Genomic DNA, 6,168 nt, shown 5'->3' on the forward strand with positions numbered 1-6,168 from the left:
TCGTCGTCTCGCGGGACGGTCGCCGGCGAGGGCCCGAGGGCGGTCGCGGTGCGCGGGACCGCGCCCCTCAGGTCCCGTCTCCCAGGCGGACCGTCACCGACCACCAGGGGTCGTCGGAGCCCTCGCCGGGGTCACGGAGCACCGGGTCGGCCGCCATCGTGTGGCCGCGCATCCGGGCCCACGCCGGGATGTCGTGCCGGGCGGCGGGGTCGGTCGACAGCACGGTGACGAGCGTCCCGGCCGGGAGGTCGCGCGCCTTCGCGGCGAGCCGGATCACCGGCAGGGGGCAGCGCAGGCCGCGGGCGTCCACCACGACCTCGCCGTCCGGACCTGCGGGGTCGCCGGTCACAGCCCCTCCACCCCGAGCATGGCGCGCACGCGGCCCACCGCGCCCGGCAGCACGGCCAGGAAGCGCTCCACGTCCTCGTCGGACGTCGACCGGTCCAGCGCGATCCGCACGTTCCCGTGCGTGAGCACCCCCATCGCCGCGAGCACGTGGGACGGCTCGAGGGTGCCCGACGTGCAGGCAGAGCCCGAACCGACGGCGAAGCCCGCGCGGTCGAGCTCGGTCACGAGCGCCTCGCCATCGACGTACAGGCAGGAGAACGTCACGACGTGGGGGAGCCGGTCGTCGGGGTCGCCCACGACCTCCACGTCGGGGAGCGTCGCGACCGCGCCGCGCACCCGCTCGACGAGCGCGCGGCGACGGGCGTCCTGGGCCACGCGGTCGGCGACGGCCGCCTGGAGCGCGACGGCCGCCGCGAAGGCCGCGGGCACGCTCACCCCGCCCGGCGCCCACGGGTCCGGGTCCTCCGGGCCGGGCGGCGCCGTCCGCACGCGCTGGCGCACGGCGAGGACGCCCACGCCCGCCGGGCCCCCCCAGTCGGTCGGCTGGGCCGCGAGAAGGTCCCAGGCGTCCGGGGCCCCGTCGTGCCCGAGGCTCGCGCCGGCGTCCACCAGGAGCGGCACGCCCGCGGCACGCGCGGCCTCGTGCGCGGCGTCCAGGGGCTGCCGCGTCCCGACCTCGCCGTTGGCGTGCTGCAGCGCGGCCACGGCGACGCCGGACCTGGCCACGGCAGCACGGAACGTCTCGAGGTCGACCCGGCCGTGCCGGTCGACGCCGACGGTGACCCGGGACCCGCGGTGGGCGTCGGCGGCGGCGGAGGCTGCGTGCAGCACCGCGGAGCGCTCCGTGGCGCCGACCACGACGTCACCGCCCGCTCGGCGCCGCGCCTGGGCGGTGCCGAGGACCCCTGCGTGGAGCGCGGCGACGTGGCTGGCCGTGAATCGCACCTCCTCGGTCCGCGCGCCGATGATGCCGGCCACCGCCTCCCGGGCCCCGTCCAGCAGGCGGGCGGCGCGCCGTCCTTCCGTGTGAAGGCGGCGCGGGTCGGCCCAGCCGTCGTCGAGGGCCTGGACCAGCGCCTGACGCGCGAGCGGGTGCAGCACGGCCGCCCCTCCGTTGTCGAGGTGCACCCGCGCCGCAGCGGCGGGCGGTGCGGCGGCCCTCGCGGGAGGTGGTGCCGTGGGGGAGGGGCTCGCGGCAGGATCGGTGGTGTCCGTCACAGGTGTGCTCCGTGGGCGATGACGTGCGGCGCGACCCCCGGCAGGCGGTGCGCGAGCGGACGCGCGTCCCGCGTCCGAGGCACGATCGTGCCATCTTCGGCGGATCGGGGTGGCCCGTCCGCCCGTGCGCGGGGGCTTCGAGGATCTGACACCCAGGGACAACGATCTGACACGGCGCGAGCGTGTGTGGGCAACCGGCAGATGTGGACGTCTCGTGCGGAAAGAGTCACGTCCCGACGGGGCTTTCGCGGCGTCGAACCGGCCCGCGGCGCGCTAGGCTGCATCACATCGAGGACGAAGGTCCCGTCTGCGCGCCCGCCCCCCAGGGCTGCGGCGTTCGGGCAGGACGTGACGTGAAAGGCCTCCCTTGCACTCGAAGAGCCCCACCCGCACCCGGCGGGTCATCCTGCGCGCGACGGTCATCGCCGGCGCCGTCGCGGTGTTGGCGTCCGGTTGTGCCAGCGACTCCGTCAAGCGCGGATACCTTCCCGGCTACAGCGACGGGGAGGTGACCAACCAGACCGAGCGCCTCACCCACCTCTGGGTCGGCTCCTGGATCGCCGCGCTCATCGTCGGTGTCATCACCTGGGGCCTGATGCTCTGGTGCGTCGCGGCCTACCGCAAGCGCCGCGACGACCACCAGCTCCCGGTCCAGACGCGCTATCACATGCCGCTCGAGATCATGTACACGGCCGTGCCGACGATCATGATCCTCGTGCTGTTCTTCTACACCGACCGTGACATGACGGCCGTGAAGGACACGAGCGCCGAGCCCGACGTGAAGATCCAGGTCATCGGCAAGCAGTGGAGCTGGGACTTCAACTACCTGACCGACGGCGTCTACGACACCGGTCAGCACCTGCTCGACGTCGGCGGCCAGACGCTCGACGACGAGGTGGACGGGCAGCCGGGCACCTCGAAGGACGTGCCGACGCTGTACCTGCCGGTCGACCAGACGGTCCAGTTCACGCTCGACTCGCGCGACGTCATCCACTCGTTCTGGATCCCCGCCTTCCTGTACAAGCAGGACATGATCCCGGGCCGGACCGGCACCTTCCAGGTGACGCCCACCCGCGAGGGCACCTACGCCGGCAAGTGCGCCGAGCTCTGCGGCGAGTTCCACTCCGGGATGCTCTTCAACGTCAAGGTCGTCTCGCAGGCGGAGTACGACGCCCACATGAGCGACCTCGAAGACGCCGGCCAGACGGGCGAGCTCGGTCTCGACCTGAACCGCCAGCAGCACGCCGGGTCCACCGCCAGCACCGAGGAGGCCGAAGGCTGATGGCCGCCATCACCGACACCGCGCACGGCGCCGAGGTCATTCCCGGCCTCGCCCCGAAGCGCCAGAACCTCGGTCGCACCGTGGTCAAGTGGATCACCTCCACCGACCACAAGACGATCGGGTACATGTACCTCATCACGTCGTTCATCTGGTTCGCCGTGGGAGGCATCCTCGCCCTGCTGATCCGGGCCGAGCTGTTCATGCCCGGCCTGCAGGTCGTGCAGAGCAAGGAGCAGTACAACCAGCTCTTCACGATGCACGGCACGATCATGCTGCTGCTGTTCGCGACGCCGCTGTTCGCCGGGTTCGCCAACGTGATCATGCCGCTGCAGATCGGCGCGCCCGACGTCGCCTTCCCGCGTCTCAACATGTTCGCGTACTGGCTGTTCTTCTTCGGCGGCATCATCGCCGCGGCGGGCTTCTTCACCCCGCAGGGCGCGGCCTCCTTCGGCTGGTTCGCCTATGCGCCCTTGTCGAACACGACGTTCAGTCCAGGGCTCGGTGGAGACCTCTGGGTGTTCGGCCTCGCGCTGGCGGGCTTCGGCACGATCCTCGGTGCCGTCAACTTCATCACCACGATCATCACGATGCGTGCGCCGGGCATGACCATGTTCCGGATGCCGATCTTCACGTGGAACACGCTCGTCACGAGCCTGCTCGTGCTGATGGCGTTCCCGCCGCTGGCGTCCGCGCTCTTCGCGCTCGGTGCCGACCGTCGTCTCGGTGCGCAGGTCTTCAACCCCGACAACGGTGGCGCGATCCTCTGGCAGCACCTGTTCTGGTTCTTCGGCCACCCCGAGGTCTACATCATCGCGCTGCCGTTCTTCGGCATCGTGTCGGAGATCTTCCCGGTGTTCAGCCGCAAGCCGATCTTCGGCTACAAGACGCTGATCTACGCGACGATCGCGATCGCGGCCCTGTCGGTGACCGTCTGGGCGCACCACATGTACGTGACCGGTGCCGTGCTGCTGCCGTTCTTCGCCTTCATGACGATGCTCATCGCCATCCCGACCGGTGTGAAGTTCTTCAACTGGATCGGCACGATGTGGCGCGGCAAGCTCACGTTCGAGACGCCGATGCTGTGGTCGATCGGCTTCCTGGTCACGTTCCTCTTCGGTGGTCTGACCGGCATCATCCTGTCGAGCCCCGCGCTGGACTTCCACCTCTCCGACTCGTACTTCGTCGTGGCGCACTTCCACTACGTCGTCTTCGGCACCGTGGTGTTCGCGATGTTCGCCGGCTTCTACTTCTGGTGGCCGAAGTTCACCGGCCGCATGCTCAACGAGCGGCTCGGCAAGGTGCACTTCTGGCTGCTGTTCATCGGCTTCCACATGACCTTCCTCATCCAGCACTGGCTGGGCGTCGAGGGCATGGCCCGCCGGTACGCCGACTACATGCCGGAGGAGGGCTTCACCTGGGAGAACCAGGTGTCGACCATCGGCGCGTTCATCCTCGCCGCGTCGACCCTGCCCTTCCTCTGGAACGTCTACACCACCTGGCGCAACGCGCCGAAGGTGACCGTCGACGACCCGTGGGGCTTCGGTCGCTCGCTCGAGTGGGCCACCAGCTGCCCGCCGCCGCGCCACAACTTCACCTCGCTGCCGCGCATCCGCTCCGAGTCGCCCGCCTTCGACCTGCACCACCCTGAGGTCGCGGCGATGGAGCAGGCTCCGGGCCACGGCGGACTGGACGCCATTTACGGCGACCCGGACCGTCGCGGGCACCAGCAGCTCGTCGAGGAGCGTCGGGACAGCGCGCAGTCGGAGTCCGCACAGTCCACGACCACGGTGATCGACGACGAGGGGGAGAACCGCAAGTGAAGATCGAGATCAAGCTCTTCCTGTTCCTTGCTCCCTTCTTCGTCGTGGTGGGCGTGATCTACGGCCTCGTCACGGACTTCACGGAGCCCGTCGGCTACCTCGGCATCCCGCTCGTGGGTGCCCTGATGGCGATGGTGGGGGCGTACCTCGCGCTCACCGCCCGCCGGATCGACGCCCGTCCTGAGGACGACGAGGAGGGCGAGATCGAGCAGGGCGCCGGTGACCAGGGCGTGTACTCGCCGTGGAGCTGGTGGCCGCTGGTCATCGGTGCGTCGGCCGCCGTCGCCTTCCTCGGCCTCGCGGTCGGCTGGTGGGTGCTCTACGTCGGCTTCGTCCTCGGTGTCATCGGTCTCGTCGGCTGGGTCTTCGAGTTCAGCCGCGGGCAGCACGCACACTGATCGCATCGCGGTTCTCGCACCGCGCCAAGGGCCCCACTCGCCGTTCCCGGCGGGTGGGGCCCTTCGCTGTTGCGGGCGCGGCCTCCGGACACGGATCGGCAACGATCGGCGACGGCGGCCAGCGGGCTGCTGACCGCCCGGGGGGAGTCGTGGTGCAATGAAACCTCATCAGTCCCTGAGAAGGAGCAGCACGTGCGCGTCCCCCAGAAGTCTGTGGCCCTGGCATCGGCGGGCCTCGTCGCCCTCGCCCTGAGCGCCTGCGGGAGCGAGGAGCCCGCCGCCTCCACCCCGGGAGCTGGTGGCGGTCAGGAGCAGGCGGCCGAGGTCAGCACGGCGGCGAACCTCACCGACCTGTCCGAGCAGATGCAGACGGCCCAGGAGAAGGCGTCCACCTCGCACATGGAGATGACTTACGGCGGCGAGCTCGCCGAGTCCGCCGGCATGACCGAGACGACGACGACCGCGGACATCTCCTACGGCAAGACGTTCGAGGACACGGCGATGAAGATGTCCATGGCCGTCATGGGCATGGACATGGACATCGTCCTGGTCGACGGCACGATCTACCTGTCCATGGGCGAGCTGACCCAGGGCAAGTACCTCTCCCTGACTGCCGAGGAGATGGCGAAGGACCCGAACATGGCGGGCACCTTCGAGTCGATGGAGTCGATGGACGCAGCCGCTCAGGCGGAGGCGATGGCCGACGCGGTGACCTCTTTCGAGCACACCGGGACCGAGCAGGTCGGCGACGTCGAGGCCGACGTGTACACCATGACCGTCGACCCGTCGAAGCTCGACGACGGTGCCGCTGGCGTCGACGCTGAGATGGCCGACCAGGTGGACGACATGACCGTCGTCTACAAGGTCGCCCCGGACGGGCTGCCGATCCAGGGCGACATCACGATGGAGATCGGCGGCCAGGGGATGGTCGTGTCGACCGCCTTCAGCAAGTGGGGCGAGCCGGTCGACGTCAAGGCACCCGCCAAGGGCAAGGTCGTCCCGTACTCGGAGTTCGGCGGCCAGGGCTGACCTGCAGCTCTTCCACGGCCGTCCGGCGCCGCAGAGCCCCGCCACAGCCAGCCACGAGAGGCCCCGCACGCGA

General features: G+C 70.3%; 6 protein-coding genes. 4 read left to right on the forward strand and 2 right to left on the reverse strand.

Translation table 11 applies throughout. The annotated features are described in order from the left end of the window. Positions 1-67 precede the first annotated feature (67 nt). Both ACFT55_RS09445 and ACFT55_RS09450 read right to left on the reverse strand, forming a co-directional pair. Complete coding sequence (locus ACFT55_RS09445) at positions 68-349, reverse strand: sulfurtransferase TusA family protein (protein ID WP_380243563.1); 282 nt, start codon at positions 347-349, stop codon at positions 68-70. After that, positions 346-1,566, reverse strand: coding sequence for a cysteine desulfurase family protein (locus ACFT55_RS09450; protein WP_380243564.1), 1,221 nt, complete (start codon positions 1,564-1,566; stop codon positions 346-348). Before ACFT55_RS09450 ends, ACFT55_RS09445 begins: the two co-directional genes overlap by 4 nt. A 367-nt stretch (positions 1,567-1,933) precedes the next feature. Between ACFT55_RS09450 and coxB the strand changes: the two genes are divergently transcribed. From coxB to ACFT55_RS09470, 4 genes are all read left to right on the forward strand, one after another. Beyond that, a complete protein-coding gene (coxB, locus tag ACFT55_RS09455) occupies positions 1,934-2,848 on the forward strand; it encodes a cytochrome c oxidase subunit II (RefSeq protein ID WP_380243565.1) in 915 nt (304 codons plus the stop codon). Continuing rightward, positions 2,848-4,668: a cytochrome c oxidase subunit I gene (gene ctaD / locus ACFT55_RS09460; RefSeq protein WP_380243566.1), complete on the forward strand. Its 1,821-nt coding sequence runs from the start codon at positions 2,848-2,850 to the stop codon at positions 4,666-4,668. The genes coxB and ctaD overlap by 1 nt, the downstream gene beginning before the upstream one ends. Then, entirely contained in the window at positions 4,665-5,066 is a 402-nt protein-coding gene (locus ACFT55_RS09465) for a cytochrome c oxidase subunit 4 (protein ID WP_380243567.1), read from the forward strand. Before ctaD ends, ACFT55_RS09465 begins: the two co-directional genes overlap by 4 nt. A gap of 192 nt (positions 5,067-5,258) precedes the next feature. Further along, entirely contained in the window at positions 5,259-6,095 is an 837-nt protein-coding gene (locus tag ACFT55_RS09470; protein ID WP_380243568.1) for a hypothetical protein, read from the forward strand. Positions 6,096-6,168 lie beyond the last annotated feature (73 nt).

The sequence above is a fragment of the Isoptericola sp. NPDC057191 genome, assembly GCF_042670225.1.
Taxonomy (GTDB): Bacteria; Actinomycetota; Actinomycetes; order Actinomycetales; family Cellulomonadaceae; genus Isoptericola.